General features: G+C 40.1%; 16 protein-coding genes. 6 read left to right on the forward strand and 10 right to left on the reverse strand.

Features of this window, described 5'->3' with window-relative positions:
- Positions 1-35 precede the first annotated feature (35 nt).
- Genes ABJF57_RS16035 through ABJF57_RS16045 form a run of 3 tightly spaced genes read left to right on the forward strand, consistent with a single transcriptional unit; the run spans position 36 to position 2196 of the window.
- Positions 36-1148, forward strand: coding sequence for a hypothetical protein (locus tag ABJF57_RS16035; RefSeq protein ID WP_462232343.1), 1113 nt, complete (start codon positions 36-38; stop codon positions 1146-1148).
- Positions 1145-1744 (forward strand): IMPACT family protein, encoded by a 600-nt coding sequence (locus tag ABJF57_RS16040; RefSeq protein ID WP_462232344.1) that lies wholly within the window; start codon positions 1145-1147, stop codon positions 1742-1744. The genes ABJF57_RS16035 and ABJF57_RS16040 overlap by 4 nt, the downstream gene beginning before the upstream one ends.
- Positions 1744-2196, forward strand: a complete 453-nt coding sequence (locus tag ABJF57_RS16045; protein ID WP_462232345.1) for a DinB family protein — start codon at positions 1744-1746, stop codon at positions 2194-2196. Before ABJF57_RS16040 ends, ABJF57_RS16045 begins: the two co-directional genes overlap by 1 nt.
- A gap of 433 nt (positions 2197-2629) precedes the next feature.
- Here the strand turns inward: ABJF57_RS16045 and ABJF57_RS16050 are convergent, their stop codons facing one another.
- The 6 genes from ABJF57_RS16050 to ABJF57_RS16075 all read right to left on the reverse strand — a co-directional run bounded on the left by ABJF57_RS16050 (position 2630) and on the right by ABJF57_RS16075 (position 9429).
- On the reverse strand, positions 2630-3460 hold the full coding sequence (locus ABJF57_RS16050) for a DUF4249 domain-containing protein (RefSeq protein WP_462232346.1): 831 nt from the start codon (positions 3458-3460) through the stop codon (positions 2630-2632).
- Positions 3461-6010: a TonB-dependent receptor gene (locus ABJF57_RS16055; RefSeq protein WP_462232347.1), complete on the reverse strand. Its 2550-nt coding sequence runs from the start codon at positions 6008-6010 to the stop codon at positions 3461-3463. It abuts the gene before it with no gap.
- Positions 6011-6109: 99 nt separating this feature from the next.
- Complete coding sequence (locus ABJF57_RS16060; protein ID WP_462232348.1) at positions 6110-6994, reverse strand: FecR family protein; 885 nt, start codon at positions 6992-6994, stop codon at positions 6110-6112.
- Between the two features lie 55 nt (positions 6995-7049).
- On the reverse strand, positions 7050-7619 hold the full coding sequence (locus ABJF57_RS16065; protein WP_462232349.1) for an RNA polymerase sigma-70 factor: 570 nt from the start codon (positions 7617-7619) through the stop codon (positions 7050-7052).
- A gap of 5 nt (positions 7620-7624) precedes the next feature.
- The gene (locus ABJF57_RS16070; protein ID WP_462232350.1) at positions 7625-8746 is read right to left on the reverse strand and encodes a serine hydrolase domain-containing protein; all 1122 of its coding nucleotides are present in this window, start codon (positions 8744-8746) and stop codon (positions 7625-7627) included.
- Positions 8746-9429 (reverse strand): SOS response-associated peptidase, encoded by a 684-nt coding sequence (locus ABJF57_RS16075; protein ID WP_462232351.1) that lies wholly within the window; start codon positions 9427-9429, stop codon positions 8746-8748. The genes ABJF57_RS16070 and ABJF57_RS16075 overlap by 1 nt, the downstream gene beginning before the upstream one ends.
- Positions 9430-9785: 356 nt before the next feature.
- Between ABJF57_RS16075 and ABJF57_RS16080 the strand changes: the two genes are divergently transcribed.
- From ABJF57_RS16080 to hslV, 3 genes are all read left to right on the forward strand, one after another.
- Positions 9786-12509, forward strand: a complete 2724-nt coding sequence (locus ABJF57_RS16080) for a beta strand repeat-containing protein (RefSeq protein ID WP_462259584.1) — start codon at positions 9786-9788, stop codon at positions 12507-12509.
- A 235-nt stretch (positions 12510-12744) separates the two neighbouring features.
- A complete protein-coding gene (locus ABJF57_RS16085) occupies positions 12745-14379 on the forward strand; it encodes a pyruvate dehydrogenase complex dihydrolipoamide acetyltransferase (RefSeq protein WP_462232353.1) in 1635 nt (544 codons plus the stop codon).
- Between the two features lie 75 nt (positions 14380-14454).
- Positions 14455-14994, forward strand: a complete 540-nt coding sequence (hslV, locus tag ABJF57_RS16090; RefSeq protein ID WP_462232354.1) for an ATP-dependent protease subunit HslV — start codon at positions 14455-14457, stop codon at positions 14992-14994.
- A gap of 150 nt (positions 14995-15144) precedes the next feature.
- Here hslV and ABJF57_RS16095 read toward each other — a convergent pair whose 3' ends face one another.
- The 4 genes from ABJF57_RS16095 to ABJF57_RS16110 all read right to left on the reverse strand — a co-directional run bounded on the left by ABJF57_RS16095 (position 15145) and on the right by ABJF57_RS16110 (position 18504).
- Positions 15145-15984: a TolB family protein gene (locus ABJF57_RS16095; protein ID WP_462232355.1), complete on the reverse strand. Its 840-nt coding sequence runs from the start codon at positions 15982-15984 to the stop codon at positions 15145-15147.
- Between the two features lie 22 nt (positions 15985-16006).
- Positions 16007-16864, reverse strand: a complete 858-nt coding sequence (locus ABJF57_RS16100; RefSeq protein ID WP_462232356.1) for a TolB family protein — start codon at positions 16862-16864, stop codon at positions 16007-16009.
- A gap of 7 nt (positions 16865-16871) precedes the next feature.
- The gene (locus ABJF57_RS16105) at positions 16872-17717 is read right to left on the reverse strand and encodes a TolB family protein (RefSeq protein WP_462232357.1); all 846 of its coding nucleotides are present in this window, start codon (positions 17715-17717) and stop codon (positions 16872-16874) included.
- A gap of 130 nt (positions 17718-17847) precedes the next feature.
- On the reverse strand, positions 17848-18504 hold the full coding sequence (locus ABJF57_RS16110; protein ID WP_462232358.1) for a hypothetical protein: 657 nt from the start codon (positions 18502-18504) through the stop codon (positions 17848-17850).
- Between the last annotated feature and the right edge of the window lies 1 nt (position 18505).

Here is an 18505-nt window from a genome sequence, read left to right on the forward strand (position 1 = left end):
TTGGATTTTTGCAATAAAATCTTAAATTATTCATCTTGAGAAAAACATTAACCCTAGCGCTTCTCTCGTCATGTCTATGTCTTTCTGCACAGGTTTTTGAGCCGGGGCACATTCAGGATTTGATAAAAAAGGGGACAGATCATATTTACAACGCTTCACCAGACTCGGCAGAGTACTACGTCGCACAAGCGGAAGTTTTCATTCCTCATCACCCCGTGATTCCACTCATGCGGGCGATGACCATTTTGTGGGCAAATATTCCTACAATCACAGAAGAGCTGTTCGCTAAAATGGAGGTACAGCTAGATTCGGCTATTTACCTGGCCAAAGAAAAGGACCCAAATTTGAAAGACCCAGAAATGATCTTTTTTGCTATGGCTTCCTATGGATTACTTGCGGAGTACTATGCGGATCGAGATCACACAATGAAGGCAGTAGGAGAGGCAAATAGAGCCTATGGCCTCATGAAGAAGGGATTCGAAATTGTGGATGAGCATCCTGAATTTCTATTGACTACAGGTCTGTACAATTATTTTAGAGAAAAATATCCTGAACAGCATCCAATCTATAAACCACTACTTTGGTTTTTTAGGAGCGGAGATAAAGAATTAGGATTGGAGCAATTGAAAGAGGCATGTACCGCATCATTTTTAACAAAGGTAGAAGCGCATGTTTACCTTAGCTATATCTACCTCAGATATGAGTTTGACCCTAACCAAGCACAAATATATCTTTCAGAGTTGTGCCGCATGTATCCCAAGAATTATTACGCAAAAGCCAAATATCTAGAGTCGCTGGCAAACCCTTTGGACTTCAAAAATGCCCCCATTGACATGATTTATTCTTTGATTGTTCATGAGAGTGCCTATTACAAGCTCGCAGGCTATGTCTTTTTAGGTTATTTCGAGGAAAAAATTGTGAAGAATCAGAAGAAAGCGGAATATGCATATCGGCTGGGTTTGGAATTTGGAGACACCATTCCAGATCACGGAGAATTCTTTAAAAGCTTTGGGTACCTGGGATTGGGAAGAGTATTGGTGGAAAAAAGTGAAAACGAAGAAGCGACAGATGCGCTAAATCTTTCACTTAAATACGCGGAAACACAGCAAGTAGAGGAGGAAGCAAAAAAACTACTTTCTAAACTTTGAGTACTTACTACACGATTAAATCTCAAGCTGAAGGCCTCTATAAAGAGAAGGGAAGCAAGTTTTTGGCCTTTGCTTTCCCGGTCTCGTCTGAGGATCAAATAAAGCAAATACAAGATGATTTGAGGAAAAGATATTATGACGCTAGGCATCATTGTTTTGCTTGGATGCTTGGAATGGATGAAAAAAGATGGAGAGCCAATGATGATGGGGAGCCGGCCCATTCCGCTGGAGATCCTATTCTGGGACAAATCAAGTCTTCCGAGTTGACGAATGTTTTGGTAGTCGTTATACGATATTTTGGAGGCATCAAGCTTGGTGTAGGTGGTCTCATTAATGCATATAAAATAGCTACGGAAGCTGCATTGTCGAAGGCAGAGAGACAAGCGATTTATGAAACCAAACAAGTCATTATGAAATTTGCCTATGAGGCTATGAGTTTGGTAGAACGGTTGATTACGGATTTCGAAATCGATGTTGTCAAACGAGATTTCCAATTATCATGCGAAATTCAGGGAGATATAAAAAAGGATTTGATCAAGACATTTGAAGAAAAAACCATCGACCTTTATACCATCGAATTTATAATTGAAGAATAATGCTAGCATCAGAACTTAAAGACTTGTTCAGTCGCGATTTGGATAGGCTCATGCACGAATTAGAATCCTATGAAAGTGAAGACGTTATTTGGGAAAAAGTAGGTAAGATAAGCAACTCTGCTGGTAACCTCTTCATGCATCTATGTGGAAATCTCCAGCATTTTATTGGAGCTGTCTTAGCAAAAACAGGTTATGAACGCAAACGCGATTTCGAATTCAATGGTAAGGTTTCAATGGAAGAACTAAAACTCGAAATTGAAAAGACAAAGCAAACGCTTCAGGCCTATTTTGAGACTGCTGAAGATTCCACTTTTAGTGAGGAGTATCCATTACAACCTTTTGGTCATGCTATGACAATCAGTTATTTCCTAATTCATTTGCAAGGACATTTGAATTATCATATGGGTCAAATAAACTATCACAGAAGAATACTATCTAAAACTTCAAAATAGGCATTGGAATCCTATTGTTCTAGGAATATTTCAATCCAAATTCCCTTAATCGGATGTAAAGTAGTGTTTATCTAATAATTCAAAGTGGTGAACGAATGAGGCTCATTTGTTACAAAAATCTTAGCTAACCTTGAGTCAATAAAGAAATTCAAAAACAATCCATAGCTGGTTGAATTAGAACGGAGTTGCTTTGGTGAGGGCGCTCCGTTTGCTTTTATCCCCTCAAAGTTTCAATACAAAAAAAGGCTAGAAAAGTTTCCAGCCTGCTTGCTTTCAAAGATCTCAACACTCTGAATGCTAGATTTTTCTCATCTTCTTCGAAATTTTAACTCCCACAATGGCGAGTATTAAAGAAGCAATAATCAGGGTAATTTTCTTTCTCATATCACTAAGTCATAACGTTTCCAATGCACCCCTAAAATCCAATGTTATTTTAAGGCACATTCATTGTTTGCACGCTGCTAGAAACAGTACCGAAGTATCCTAACACTATTTCATCACTGTCATCTAAATAGAAGAGATTGCCGTTAACTATCGCCGGAGTGGTTCCGGAGGAGGTGCCAAGCGTTGTGATTTGAGACTTTAGAAGGGATAAATAATCATGAGAATTTGATGAAATAGATTGAAGCTGTACGGTCATTTCATCTCCCGAATCATATCCAAATATTTGAAAATTATTGGGAATTAGATTACCGTTAAACAAGCGATCATTTTGTATGGTAATAGGTTCAGGTGTATTGAAAATTTGATCGTTTTTATAAAAGACCCAACGGTAATAATTCTCCCGATTTACCGGGTCCGAAGTTGTTATTTTAGGATAAAAAATAGTAATCTGCTGGTCAGTATTATCTGGATCATTCTCCTCAAAGGAATCAATTTGTAGATTTCCTATAGAAACAGCTTCAGGCATTTTGTCCCATTCAGATCTAATTTCAACTCCTTCTAATATTATCCTCAGACGATATTCAGTGCCCGGATCACCTTTATAAGGTGTGTCTGCATCATAATACCCATTGGATTGATAGGTATAGGTGAATACAGCTCCATTACGCGATTGTACAATGATCTGAGCATTCTCCAATACCGGGACTAGAGCATTGTCAGAGAACCCATTTGAACGTGTTAATCGAACGGGTTGATTACCTAAAGAATCCGTTAGCCAGCCTTGCACCACTACCAGGTTTTGCGAAGGAGGAAGCTCTACCAGAACAACCTGCTCGCAGCTGAAAAATAGAATGAGCAATATGTATATCAATCGATTCATTTAGAATTTAAAATTGTATGTGATTGCTGGAATAATTGTTCCAAAAATGGAATATTTAACAATTTGCGCTGTACCAGGATCTATTGGTGATTCGCGATAGAAATACGAATAGGCATTCTGTCTTGCATACACATTGTATATTGTAAGAATCCAGTAGTCGCGATTCTTTCTTCTTGTTCCGTCCTTCTTAAACTCCTTTCCCTTCCATCTAATCGAGAGGTCCAGGCGATGATAGCTGGGCAATCTTGCATTGTTCCTGAATTGGAAATGGGGGACAAGACGATCTTCAAAAACATACTTATCTGTAGGGAGTGTGACGGGTATACCAGTGTTGAAGACAAAATTGGATGAAGCACTCCAACGTGGGGAGAGTTCCATACTCCATGAGGTGGCAAAATCGTGAGTTTTATCGTGATTTTCGAGAATAAACCTTGTGCTATTGTTCTCTGGAATTCGGCTTTCTGCACGTGAAAGTGTATAGCTAATCCATCCTTTCAATCTTCCTGATTTTTTTCTAACGAATAATTCCAGGCCATACGCCCTTGCCTGGCTAAAAATAAGTTCCGTTTCAATGTTTTCATTGAAGACTAAATCTGCTCCATTTTTATATTGAATGTTATTGTTGATGTCTTTAAAATAGATTTCGGAAGACAATTCCCAGACGTTACTTTTAAGATTTTTGTAAAAGCCAATTGTATATTGATTGGTCGTACTCGGTGGGATATAGGTATCACTTAATTTCCAAATATCTGTAGGAGCAGGAGAAATCGTATTAGAGATTAAATGAAGATATTGGGCAGTTCTGGAAAAAGAGGTTTTGATGGATGATTTCTCATTAATTCTCCAGTTTATCGCAATTCTTGGCTCAAAGTTATAATCCTTATTTATGAGATCAAGACTTTCAAATTTCAGTGTATCAGTAATGGTGGAGTCCGCAAAGGGTGTATCATCTTTGTAATCGAATACTGTTCCAGGACCTAACGTGTGGAGGCTGCTAATTCTAAAGCCATAATTGAAAGTGAAGTTATTCTCTTGAATTTCCTGACTAATATGAAAAGCAGTCTCAAATCCCTGCTCGTTTTCTAATTCTACACGGTTTGTACGTGCACTTTGATCAAGTGGTTCGCGAGAACCAGGTAATAATCTATGATAGACGGCACTCCATCCAAATGAAAGTTCGTTCCTGGGACTAAGGACATAAGTCAAATCTCCTTTTATACTGTAATCAGCGATTTTGGATCTACCGATGAATGCTCCGGGTTCTTCTGTACTTTCAATTTTGTAATTGTACTCGGAAACAAAAGCCGAAATGTTTGAAAATAATCGAGGGGTGAACAGATAGTTCCATCTAAAATTGAGCATTCTATTTCCCCAGTTTCTCGTGGAATTTAAGCCGGCAATGTTGCGATCATTGCCAATATATCCGGAGAGGTAATACGTACTTGCTTGGCTGTATTTGAAGTTCAATTTCAAGTTTAAATCCTGAAAGCGAATCTTATTCCTTCGTACCGATGTACTTGCAAAATCATCAATGGAAAGATTGAGAAGACTTTGCCTTCCGGAGATCAAATACGAGCTTTTACCTTCATGAATGGGGCCTTCCAGTAGCGCTCTTGCCGATAGAATGCCAATGCCTCCAGAGAAACTAGTCTTGTTCGCATTGCCTTCTTTTTGTCTCACCTCTATCACAGATGAAGTTCTGCCACCGTACGAAGGAGGAATGTAGCCTTTCATAATTCTCACATTGTTGACAGCTTCTGGGTTGAAAACAGAAATAAGGCCATAAAAATGGTTGGGGTTATAGATTGTGGCCTCATCCAGAAGCGTGAGGTTTTGATCCACACCACCTCCGCGCACATGGATACCGCTGGCATCTTCACCAATGGCTCTAATTCCTGGTTTGAGTAGTGCGTTTTGAATTACATCTACTTCACCAAGAAAATAAGGTATCTGTCCATCTGCGCCAGCGATTGATATTCGATTGATCGAAGGGATTGTTTCCGAAAGGTTAACGTCATCCGAAATAGAAGAAACTTCTACCTCTTCCAGTTGAGTAATTTTAGGTGGAATCGAAACTTCTAAATAGGTGGTTCTAAATAAGGAAATTTCTGATTTTCTGGACTCGTATCCTATATGAGAAAATTGCAGATTGTAAGCGCCTTCTTTCAGGGTGATTGAATAATACCCGTATCCATTTGTGGTAGTTCCAAGGCTTGTATTCAGTACTTGTACAGTTGCTCCGATAATATGCTCGCCAGACTCGACATTTTTCAAAACACCATGTACGGTGTATGTTTTAGGGATATGTGGCGATAAGATGATTTGATTGCCAGAGTAGGTAATGTCAGCAATGAGGTCCTCTTTTAAGTGGCTAAGAAACTCTTTTACCGTTGTGCCCTTGTCGACTTCCAGTGTTTGATTTGTCAGCTTATCCGCACTATAGGCCACATTGAACTCTTGAGCTCTCAACGAGTCTAGCGCCTTGAATAGCGATATGTCTCCCCAGAAATTTAATTTTTGATCAAGCGGATTTTGTTGCGCACAGAGCATGACTGCTAAGCACAAAAATATGATGCTTAGTAAAGTACGTACAGAGGAAGAGCAGGTGACAAACACACCTGCAAAAGTAATGAAAGGTATATGCTAGGTTTAGCAGCCTTGACCAGAAATTTTCACAGTGTCATTCTTACGCGAAGTTTTCACGCCAAGAGCTGTGCTGATGGTCTGTAAGACTTTACTGAGAGGATCTTTATCGAATGTCACAGTCAATCTGCAATTCTGAAGTTTCTCATTCGAGAGTTCAAAATCTACATTGTAATATTCGCTGAGTTCATCCAAAGCCTGACTAAGGGGAGTTTTATCGAAGTTAAAAACACCATTTCTCCAACTCATGATGTTTTCGGATGGCATTTCTTTAATGCTGACTGAAGCCGTAGTTCGATCAAAAATTGCTTCATTCCCGGCAGGAACCTGTGTTTGTTTTCCTTCTTTTTCGAAAGCAACTAAACCCCTGTCCACATAGAGTTTCACCTCATTTTCAGTGGAAATCAGGTTAAAGGCAGTCCCAAGAACGGTTACATCCACTCCATTTACATCTATGATGAAAGGCTTGTTACTTTTTTGAATATCGAAATATGCTTCTCCTTCAAATGAGACATTTCGTTGATCTCCAAATTTTTCTGGATAAGTGAAAGCTGAGTTAGCATTTAAAATTCCGATAGACCCATCAGGAAAGGTGACACTCATTTTTTGAGTAGCAGATGCGACTCTAAGCTGAGTGGGAGTTGGATTGTACAAGTACACCGAAATTGAAAGTATTGCCAGAATAGTCACAGCAGCAGCTATTTTCATCCACATGAAACCCTTGTTAGGATTGTGGACTTTTTGACTCAACTTATCCCACGCTTTACTTTCATCTATTTCAGGAGCATCCATTTCTGTATGCTGAAATAAGAATTCAACAAACCCATCCTCCTTTTCAGAAGGCGGTTCTTGGTAGTTGAGGTGGTTATATACTTCCAGGTCTTTCGCCATACTTATTTATCAGTCAATCAACTGGGGGGCTACCCCTAATTTTTTCTCACATTTTTTAATACATATGCTCCTTATAGTGTTTGTACACGTGTTCAAGGGATTCTCTTAGCTTTTTGAGGGCTATTCCCATTTGATTTTCTACGGTCTTCTTCGATAAATCCAGTTCTTCAGCGATCTCCTCGTATGTCATTCCTGCATTTCTGCTAAGCATGAATATTTTGCGACATTTTTTTGGAAGTGCATCAACAGCGGATTGAATGTACTGCTTTAATTTTTCATTCTCACCTTCATCCTTTTTGGGTATGCTTACACTTAGCAATACTTCACTGACATCAGCCATGGACTGCTGCTTGGGTAGTTCCAGTTTGATATAGTTAAGACATTTATTTTTTACTGCCGAATAGAGGTAGGTCTTCAAGGTGGTCTGAATCTCAATATTCGCGCGCTTCTCCCAGATGTATAAAAAGACTTCCTGAGCCATTTCTTCAGCAATGGTTCCGTCTCGCACATAGGTGAATGCAAAGCGGTAAAGCTCCTTATAGTACCTTTTGAAGATGACTTCATAGGAAGAAAAGTCATTACTTTTCACTTGCTGGAAAAGCAAAAGGTCATTTTCTGAACTCATGGGAATTAGATGAACGTATGCGTAATTTCTGCGAACAAGTTTAATGATGGATTTACAAATCCAAAAAAGTAGTTCTCTGCGAAGATAGAAACAATCATGTTTTCTGACGGTATTATATAAATAGATTGACCTATTCCGCCAGATATGTAGAATATTTCATTGTGTGGAACGCCAAAACTTGCTAAAAAATCTATTCCGAAGAAGTTCCAAATGTAACCAGCAGTAAGCGTTCCTGAGACTTCTGATTGAACGGACGTTGCTTCCGCTATGAAGTTGGGGTCGATTATTTTGCGGCCCTGCCAGGTACCATCTTGTATGTACAGATAACCAAGTTTGGTTAAGTCAAGCAATGTGACGGCAATGCCATCAGCACTGTTGAAATTGCCTTGCGGATCCACACCAATTTCAAATGAGGAAATGGTTAATGGGTCTAGTAAGTTTTCACGTAAAAATGTTACATAATCCTGTCCAGAAGCATTTTCAATGATTTTAGAGAGAATTAGCCCGGCTCCTGCATTGAAGTTGTAACGTAGGCCGGCAGGAGCTTCCAATGGTTTTTCAAGGATGAAACGTATCCAATCATTCGCAAGCTTCATCTGATTGATGTCATTCTCTATGCTGAACGGCTGAAAGCTGCCATTCCATGAAAATCCACTTCTATGTGCTAGTAAATGAGCAATAGTAATGTCTTCTTTGTTGGGATCATCATTAAAAACGTCGGAATAGGCTGGGAGGTAAGTATGTATTGGGTCTTCCAGTGATAATATTCTTTTGTCATCGGCTATGGCAATGGCAGATAGCGCAAAGATGAGGCTGGCATTTCCAATATTGCTTGCTAACTCTCTATTTTTTAGTGTCGGCGGGCGAGTTATTGTCCCCAGATCATCGACTTTTCTATTGAAATAATTTTCAAAAATCAGTTGATCATTTTTTATGATGATGAGTCCGTTGATTTCAGAAAACTGATTGAATTGAATTCTTTCGTTGAGTCCCAGCAATGTTTGACTGGAAATACCTTGATCATCAGGAAATGAATAATCCCAAATCTGCTGATCAGGGGCGACATCTTCAGCAACGTAGCATGAAGAGCCAATGATTAAAGCCAGAAATAGTAGTTTTTGACGCATTATGTAAATAAAGTATAATTCCCGTGCTGGTCTGAAGCAGGAGCTGGTTTCATGAATGAAACATCATTGCCTTCAATATCCCTGATTTTAGGAGTAACTGTATGCGATAAAAATTCTTCATTGTGATCCTTGCTAAGGAGTTCTTGCAATTCATCATTGTTGTCCGATTCGAGCCAGCGTCTGGTCGATGCAGTATCTAAAATAGCAGGCATATATTCTTGAAAATCAGCTAGCTGATTGTTTGATGGGCGCGTTATCATGATGAATGACAGTGTTCCATTATCCCCTTCTTCCCATAATCCAGCCACTGAAAAGACTTTTTTATCAGGATAAAAAAAATAATGAGGCACTTGCTGCTTCTTGGCTACTTGTTTCCAGAGGTAAAATCCATCCATGGGAATGACACATCTATGGGTAGCTAATTTTTTCCTGTAGCTGGGTTTGTTCATCACAGAGTCCATGGGAAGGTTGAAAAATTTTGGACTCATGGCCTTATTATTGGCCCATAGCGCCATCAAACCCCAATTAAAGAAGGAAATTTTTTCAGGATTGACGCTAGTAATGACAGGTAATACCTTAGTGGGTGCCGCATTAAATTGAGGTTCGTACGTGTTAGGAACTTCAGCTCCCAAAACAAGCGCTAGCTCATCCGGTTTTGGTGTTATGGTATATCGATCCAGCATTTTTGGCAATTTAATACGAGATGGTGAGCCCTTGTCTCGAAAACTTATTAAATCATAACAAATTTGTTTTCGCGGTTGAGCAGTACGAGTTCTCTATTCACTAAGTATTCTTCTATCAAGGGAGAATATGTATAGCCTTGATATTTTTTATGGAGATCATTTGTCGAAAAAATGAGCATTTTCTTTTTTTTTAAGGTTTAACTCTTTCTTTTTGTCATAAGGTGAAATATTGGAATTGTGGCAATACTCCAATTTAGAAGCCTCCCCACCAATATTTTTCTTACGCAAGGGGACCACCAAAATTGTTACCGTTTTTGAGTTCATTCCAATGAATGTTCACTTAAAATATTGGTAATTTGGAGTTATTCAAATATGTTTTTTTCAGCAGATTAAAGGCCTTCTTTCTTTTTGACGTAAACTCAAGCAGACTTCTATGTTTCCTGCTTTTAGCTTTCTTTTTCCAGCTTTATCGAGCTCAGAGCCCCCCATCGGGCAATGGCGTGGCTAATAATAGGTGGCGTGCATCAGTTGATAATGATTGGTCAGTCGCAGGTAATTGGTCTGCAGGGGTCATACCTGGGGGTGGTACGAACTATGACGTGGTATTTGATGCTACCAGCGGGAGTAACGATTGTAACCTTACGCTGACTTCAAATATGTCTAACATTAATACCATTTATATTTTTTCCGGCTATACGGGTACAATTACAATATCAGGAGCGTTTACCATCTCAGTTGCGAGTAGCAGTGCCGTTGATACAGATGTCATAGTAATGCAAAATGGAAACCTCAACCTCGGTAGCGCAACAATAAATGCTTCTAAGCCAATAAATGTATCTGGCGGCAATATACAAATCCAATCAGGGGAGTTGAGTTCAAATTTTGGTGGTTTTACAATGAGCGGTGGTACGATCACAGATGGTACAGGCTACCCATCGGTCTCAGATGCACTTTCGGTTAGTGTAGCTATTGGCAATGGAAGTGCCTTCGATATCCAAAATGCAAAACTTGGAAATTTGACAATAGGTAGTGACTATAACTTCAGCAACGTCACCATTTTTGATGATGTTTTATGGACGTCCAGTGCTTCACCCAATGCATTGAAATTTGAAAGCGGAATTAATGGTGCTTTTCTGGATTTAAATGGAGGAACTCTTACCGTTCATGATTTTGAACTCTCGAGCTCTTCAAATGCCTCAAGCAATGCTGAAATTGGTGTGAGAGATGGGACGGTCAACGTAACTGGAGATTTGGTGCTTGAAAATCCCGTTTTTAATGGATTGGGAAATGAGACCATTATTGTAAATGGAACTGGGGCTCAAAATATCAAAGGAGCAACAGATGATGATGGACGAAGCTCTGTCTCCAACCTGATTATTGATAAAAGTGGAGGGACTATAACCTTTAATGCTTTTCGTGACATTGCTGTGTCCAGCTCTTTTGAGTTGCGTAGATACAATGGCAATGATCTTACGATTGGTCGTGATTTGGTTACCAGATCAACGACTGGCACTGTCACCGTCGATGGGATTGGGAATGGTGGTGAGAATCTTTCACTGAACGGGGCACTAGTGGTAGAAGGAGCAAGTACGACATGTCAATTATCCACAGACCTGAAGGTAGGCGGTTTGGAGTTGGCTAACAACACCTCTTTTGATATCAATTCAAAAACATTGACAATAGCGTCTGCAAATGGAGGTGGTATTTTCGATGGCAATACATCTGCCTCCGGCTTTGTCACTCCGGTTACTGGTACAATAAAATTTACCTCTTCTACCACTTCTTCAGCAATCATTGGAATAGGTACGACAATTCCTTTTAATAACTTAACTATAGAAAACGCCGCATCCAATGTAGGTGTATACTTGAGTGGCGCAAATATTTCAATAGCCAATACACTCACCCTCACGAGAGGATCTCTCTTTAACCTTACCTCCGGTTCACGTCAAATCATAACGTTGGCTCCTTCAGCTACCATTAGTGGTGGGAGCACCTCGGACAGTTTCATTATGACAGATGTGAATGCTTTTAGCAGCAACTTTTATACAGAGGTGAGGAAAGCATATGGTACGCCCGGTTCTTTCAATTTTCCTGTGGGTAGTGGTGCGTATGGTGGCCTAACGACTTCAGCCGCCGCCTTTCGACCCGCTACCGTTGATGTAACTGATGTTGGAAGTGGTGCTCCTACACAAGTGGAGGTAACCTACGTCTCCGCAAATCCTCAAACTGTGCTACACAATACACTCAACACCTCCACACTTTCATCGATAAGTGATAATGAATACTGGAAAATTGAGGATGTAAACAGCGATGGTATTACCGCCAATATTACCCTTTCATCAGATGAAGGATCGTCGAGCGGATTTACGGCATGCAACCAGTTTAGCCCTGGTATTGCTTACAATGATACGGACGATACAGATACATGGGAACTATATTCCGATGCGACATATGTTTGTAATTATGATGGCGGGACTGATGATTTGGATGTGAGCAACAATGCCATCACATCTTTTGGTGACTTTACCTATTGCACGACACATACAACCCCTCTTCCGGTCGAGCTACTATTTTTTAAGGCTATTGAGGAAGAAAATCACGTTAGTATTGAATGGGCTACCACGTCGGAGCAGAATAATGATTTTTTTGAAATACAGCGTGCGGACAATACGTTGGAGTGGGAAGTGATAGGTAAAGTATTCGGTGCGGGAAGTTCTTCAGCTTTGATTGAGTATCGTTTCCAAGATACTCAGCCGATCCTTTCGGTGGCATACTATCGGCTAAGGCAAGTGGATTTTGATGGGACGGTTTCATATTCAGCTATGGAAAGGGTGGCCATGACCTGCGAAAATTTCCATGCACTTATTTTTCCAAATCCAGTAAGAAGAACATTATATGCCAGCAACTGTTTTGACAGTCGTTACATTAATTTGTATAACACTCAAGGACAGCTTGTTTCTGATGAAATCAAAATTATTGCGAACACCACAGCTGGCGTTATGTTGGAAGTAGATGGGCTTGCACCTGGTAAGTATGTAATTAGCGATGGAAATATATCCAAGTCGTTTATCAAAAAGTAGTTAGACAATGTTTGAGCTTGTTTTTGAAACGAAGAGCCTTGTGGTTTTAGGTGTATTCTAACAACTTCTTGCACGGATGATTTGCGGTTATTCCTCCCGAAACAATTGACTGACACCGTGTCACAAAAAAATGGCTGAAAGTTTGAACTTTTGCTCATAAATCAACTTTACCTTATTTACACATTTTTATTTTGATGGATGGGTTAATTTTGACTAAGAATTAAAGACGATCTAAATGGCGGAAGTAATAAGAATGCCCAAGATGAGCGATACCATGGAAGAAGGCGTAATTGCCTCGTGGTTGAAAAAAGAGGGGGATGAGGTGAGCTCAGGCGATGTGTTAGCTGAAGTTGAAACCGATAAAGCGACAATGGAATTGGAGTCCTATCAGGATGGTATATTGCTACACATAGGTGTTCAAGAAAAGGAGTCGGTTCCTGTTGATGGTATTTTGGCTGTGATTGGAGAAAAAGGAGAAGACTTCAAACATCTTTTACAGGATGCAAGCAATGAGCAAGCCAATGGATCGAGCAATGAGGTGCCAAAGGAGGATAAACCCGCGGCAAATGCAAGTGAACATATTGACACCAGCAATATCAAAGCATCGATCATTCGCATGCCTAAAATGAGTGATACCATGGAGGAAGGAGTAATAGCCTCCTGGATAAAAAATAAAGGTGATAAAGTAGAATCGGGTGATATTCTAGCGGAAGTTGAGACAGATAAAGCTACGATGGAGTTGGAAGCCTATGAAGATGGTACACTGCTATATACAGCAGTAGAAGCAGGGAATGGAGTGGCTGTTGATGGTGTGATTGCCATTATAGGTGAGGAAGGAGCTGACTATGAGACATTATTGAAAGCTGAAGAACAAGGTGTAACTGAATCAAAAGAACAAGTAGAACCTGAAGCACTTGCACCTGTGAACGTACAGTCTTCAGCGCCAGCAGCGGCTCCTCAACCAAGTGTGTCAGCGGCTTCAAGTAATGGGAGAGTTAAGGCTTCTCCGCTTGCAAAAAAGATTGCTTCCGAGAAAGGCATAGATCTTACTCAAGTGAATGGCTCTGGTACGGATGGAAGAATCGTGAAAAAGGATGTGGAAGAATTCACTCCTTCAGCTCAACCCCAACAAGCTGCCTCAGGCTCGACAGATAGACCTGCTATCAATATTCCACAAGTAGTGGGTGAAGAGCACTCAGAAAAAGTAGAGCTTTCGCAAATGCGTAAAGTGATAGCTAAGCGCTTAAGCGATAGCAAGTTTGCTGCGCCGCACTTCTACCTTACAATGGAAGTAAACATGGATAAAGCCATTGAAGCTCGTAAATCCATGAATGAAGTAGCCCCTGTGAAGATAAGCTTCAATGACATGGTGGTAAAAGCAACTGCAGCTGCATTGCGTCAACATCCCGATGTTAATGTAAGTTGGATGGGAGATCATATGGTGAAACATTCACACATTCACATGGGCATTGCAGTAGCCATTCCAGATGGACTTATCGTTCCTGTGGTGAGATTTGCTGATAGTAAATCTCTGTCGCACATCTCAGCAGAGGTGAGGGAGTTGGCGCAGAAGGCCAAGGATAAGAAATTACAACCGGAGGAATTTTCAGGAAACACATTCACTATTTCGAACTTGGGAATGTTTGGGATAGATGAATTTACAGCAATCATTAATCCGCCCGATGCATGTATCATGGCTGTAGGTGGGATAAAAGAAACAGTAGTTGTAAAGAATGGTGAAATGAAACCCGGAAATGTGATGAAGGTCACGCTTTCCTGTGATCATAGAGCTGTTGATGGAGCTGTTGGTTCAGCATTCCTGAAAACATTCAAAGAGCTACTTGAAGATCCTGTTAGAATTCTTATTTAAGAATTCTAACATTTTAACCTATCATGCGGAACGAAGTGAAGCATCTTTTCCTTTAAGTTAAGAGAAAAAAATTCTATGGAAAAAATAAGATCAACAACTGTACTCGCTATCAAACACAATGGCATGGTGGCCATAGGAGCTGATGGACAGGCAACCCTGGGAAATACCGTTGCAAAGTCGAATGTCAAGAAAATTAGGAAGCTGGGTGATGGTAAGGTGGTGACAGGTTTTGCAGGTTCTACAGCTGATGCTTTTACACTGCTGGATCGTTTTGATGAAAAGCTGAGCAATTACTCTGGCAACTTGAAAAGAGCTGCCGTGGAGCTCGCGAAAGATTGGAGGACGGATCGATACTTGAGAAAGCTTGAAGCAATGATGATTGTGGCTGATAAGAGCGAAGTATTGGTGGTTTCTGGTACTGGTGATGTGCTTGAGCCGGACAATGACATAGCATCCATAGGCTCAGGTAGCATGTATGCGCGATCTGCTGCATTAGCCCTAAAAAAACATGCTTCAGACCTTTCTGCGGAAGAAATGGTGCGGGAAGGATTGACAATTGCAGCTGATATATGCATCTATACCAATCATAATCTTGTGGTAGAAGTGGTTGAGTAAACCTAATTTCTCAAAGAGATATCCAGAGCCTCATTAAACCTTTTGAGGTCTGTTGACTGTCGATCAGGAGTAAAAAATACCATGTCGAATAAAAACCTGCAGCATTGCTATTTTAATAGCCTTAAAGCATTCCTGTTTTTTTACTAGTAATTATTCCATGAAAGCAGGAAATCTTTTTTTATTACTCGAATCTGTCAATTGCCTGATATTACCATTTTCAATATTCATTAAAAAAACATTGACTTCTCCATCATTGGTTTTTTGAGTAAAGACGATCTGACCATTCATATTACAGCGTGCATATGTAACATCACCATCAGTTGGAATTGTTCTTATAGTACTTCCTTTTTTTATTTCTAAAATCTGCATTTGTCTTTTTTCAGCCACATCAGTAATGATAAGTACTGCTGTTTTTGAGATCCAGTCTTGAATGAAATTGTATGATTCATTTGATGTTATTTGTTTCAATTCTTTTGTTTCTTGATTTAAAGTGAAGACGTTTGGATACCCATTTCTATTACTATTGAAAGCGAGTAACTGGCCATTTGGAGACCATTTAGGAATACCGTCAAATGCTTCATTGAAAGTGAGCTGTTTTACATTCTCACCATTTGAATCCATTACAAAGACTTCTGGATTTCCTGTTCTGGAAGATTGAAATGCGATTTTATTACCATCGGGGGACCAAACGGGATGACCATCGCGTGTCTTTAAATGAGTTAATTGATTCAGTTCTCCTTTAGAGTTGTAAGTAAAAATATTCCTGGAATTCTCATCTCTGTAGGAGTCGAAAACAATGGAGCCATTTCTGATTGAATAGTCTGATTGAAAATCCTTTAGGGAGTCATTGGTTATTTTTTTTATAATTCCATCTTCTGTTGAAATTGCATAAATATCCCAATTGGTGTCGGTCAATTCGGAGTACATGACTTTTTGAGAGAATAAGTCATTTGTTAATAGAGTTATAATAATTGATATCAGGTATTTCATTATTTGCTTTCTTTCGTGAGATTCAGTACGCTACAGGCATAGCATCAAAATCGTTGTTTTTGGTAAGCTGTGTTTCTTCTCTGGTTTTAAGATCAATGGTAAATAACTCTTGATTACCATTGACCATGCCGACAAAAAGTAGTTTGGATTCATTTGAATACCAGTCTGGCGCAGAATATGAGATGACATTTTTAGCAATGACGGTCTCTTCGCCATTTTCTATAATAACCAGGTGATAGCTTTCATCAATTTTTCGATTTACAGCAATTCGCCCATCCTTTGCATAAATAGGGTGTGTATAGCTGCCATTGGAGGAAAGCTGCGTAGACTTTCCATCTTCAAAATTGTAGGAATAGAGCACCTTTTCACGGATGTATGAATAGATGATCGATTTCCCATTGGGATGATAGCTGCAAGTGGCACCCCATTTGGGTTTGGTACCAGCTTGGTAATTTTTGGTAAGGAGCTGCTCAGTTCCTCCTGATGCTGGTATCGTCAATATTTCCCAAATTCCATTTCTTCTACCGCTAAAAATGATTGTTTTCCCATCCGGACTCCAGTTTGGATACATCCCTTCTCGCTGAGTAATCTTTTTAAGACTTGAGCCATCTGTTTTCATCGTCCAGATGGTGTATCTGTCGTGCCCGTCCGGGTCACTTTGAAAGACAAGGGTAGTTCCGTCTGGTGATAATTTTGGACTATTGAAATGAGGGTAATGACCACTGCCAAGCTGGTAGGTGAGTTTGTCATGACTATTTTTCTTTGACGTCATAGCATAAAGATCTCTGCCCCTGGAGTTGGATGATGAGGAGAAATAAATGACGTCCTGAGCCAACATGGAAAAAGGAAGTAAGAAAAGGAAGCATATTAATGATCGCATTTTGAGTCTATTTTGATGAAAGAAATGAGGGAGAGTAATTGTAATACTTGTTTGTAAGCTGCTTGACGTTATTGCCTGCAGCATCCATCAGATAGATGTGATGATTGTTGCCCTTATTGCCTCTCTCGAACACAATTTCCGTATTGTCAGGAGACCATCGGGGACGTATATCCATGAGGGGATGATTGGTCAGTCTCAGGACTTCATTCGATTTGAGCGCTAAAATGTAGATTTCCATATTGCCATCTCTATCTCCATAATAGAGGATACGCGAGCCATCAGTGGAAAGCTGAGGCATCAATTTGTTATCCTGGGAACCAGTCAGAATTTCCTTCTTACTTCCGTCCGGTTTGATCCTCGCAATTTGATAGATGCCATCTATGCTGGTGCTGTAATAGATGTACCCATCGTGTGCCCAGAAAGGCATCAAGTCTGCCGAAGGGGATTTTGTGATATTGATTTTATCATCACCGTTCTTATTCATCGAATAGATTTCCTGATTACCATCTCTGGAAGAAGTGAAAACAATCCTGGAACCATTAGGCGACCATGTAGGACTGTAATCTGCACTCGACTTATGAGTCAACTGTTTAAATTCATTGGTTGCTAAATTCATGGTCCATATTTTCCACCAGCCGACCCTCTCGGAAGTGAAAACAAGCGTTTCCCCATCTGGTGAAATCATGGGACTACTGTCTTTTCGTAAGTGATTTGCAATGACTTTGGAGTTACCTTCGGCATCCATTATCACCAAATCGTCATTGTTATTTATTTGGCGAGTATAGATGATGGATTGCGCTGTGAGTCGATGTGCGAAAGCCATTAAAATCCATAAGACGACTAGTTGCTTCATGGGTATAATTTATGGTGAAGGAAAAGAGTGGGCCACCAAGAAGATGGCCCTTCAAAACCACACATTGAACTAAATCTTTGTTTTCGTGCGTACCAGAATCTTTCTGGTCGTGGTAAAAGTGCATTGTTTGTCATCTTAGTTCATCCATTCGGGTCAGTACGCCTTTACCAATTAATGCGGTCAATACGTGCTTTCCGTTTTTGATGATCTCGATTTGACTGTCGACACCGACCTCTAATAGCTTCGCATTTCGATCTTTTGCTGCGTTCATCCAATAGGTGTCTTTGTCACCCACCACGAATCTGACTTTTACATCTTTGAGCTTTGCCAGCTCATCGCCCTTTCGTGTTCCAGGATTTCCAGCCATTCCGGTAATTGAGTGAAAATACTCGGGCATCTTCATCACTAAATTGAAAATACCGGAGCTATTGGCACTGAAACAAATGGTGTGGAATTTGTCTCCCTCTACGTTGTACGTACTATTTATATGTTTCAAAAAAGCAGTCACGATGGATACCTTGCCCTCATATGTTGGGAAATCAATCAAAATCCATCCGTAGGTGTCTTTCACCCCTCGCCAGTAGTATGACTGATCATCGGCTGAAGTGACTTCAGAGGGACCAATGGCAACTGGATATGTTTTGTTTGCATCAAAATCTTGTGGCAGTTGTATCGCGTATTGAATTTTTTTCCCCTGATAGTCAAAGGACTTAAAGGTTCGTTTTGAAGTTTGAGCTGCACAGCTGCAGCTCAAACCAATCAATAGAATTGTCAAAAATCGATTCATA

The organism is Ekhidna sp. (assembly GCF_039940915.1).
GTDB lineage: Bacteria > Bacteroidota > Bacteroidia > Cytophagales > Cyclobacteriaceae > Ekhidna.